The organism is Vibrio sp. 1078-1 (genome assembly GCF_033340475.1).
Genome location: NZ_JAWOWM010000852.1, coordinates 1 through 527, shown reverse-complemented (window position 1 = coordinate 527; position 527 = coordinate 1). Strand labels below are relative to the sequence as shown.

Annotated in this window: 1 protein-coding gene; it reads right to left on the bottom strand. The window is 46.3% G+C overall.

The features are described 5' to 3' along the window. Nucleotides 1-527 (bottom strand): efflux RND transporter permease subunit (locus R7190_RS30445; protein WP_318138288.1); only part of this gene is annotated, 527 nt, incomplete at both ends.

Sequence of the window (527 nt, the reverse complement as noted above, 5' to 3'; positions counted from 1 at the left end):
CCTCACTTTCACCATCGTAAATACGCGCGACATCTTTCAAATAAACGGGTTTGCCATTGAGCACCGCGATAACAAGATCGCCAACTTCTTCGGCGTTGGTCAGAAACCGTCCCGACTCCAATGTGTAATTTTGCCCGTTTACGCGAACGTTCTTGCCTTGGGTTTTGCTATTACTGAGCTGAATGGCCTGTTCTAGGTCATCGATGGTTACTTTGAAGTTTGCCATCGCAACGGAATCAAGCTCTATCTGGATTTTTCTCGGCTCACCGCCAATCACTTCCACCTTGTTGGTGGCATCCAATGATTTAATGCCTAACGTGGCTTGGTCTGCAATACGTCTCAACTGATGGCGATCGAGAATGTCTGGATCGGTGGAATAAATTGCGGCAACAACAATGGGTACATCATCGATTTCAACAGGCTTTACAAGCCAGTTAGTGACAGAAGGAGGAACTTTGTCTTGGTTGGAATAGAGTTTGTTGTAAAGCTTAACCAGAGCATCTTCGCGGTTTTCGCCGACATAGAAG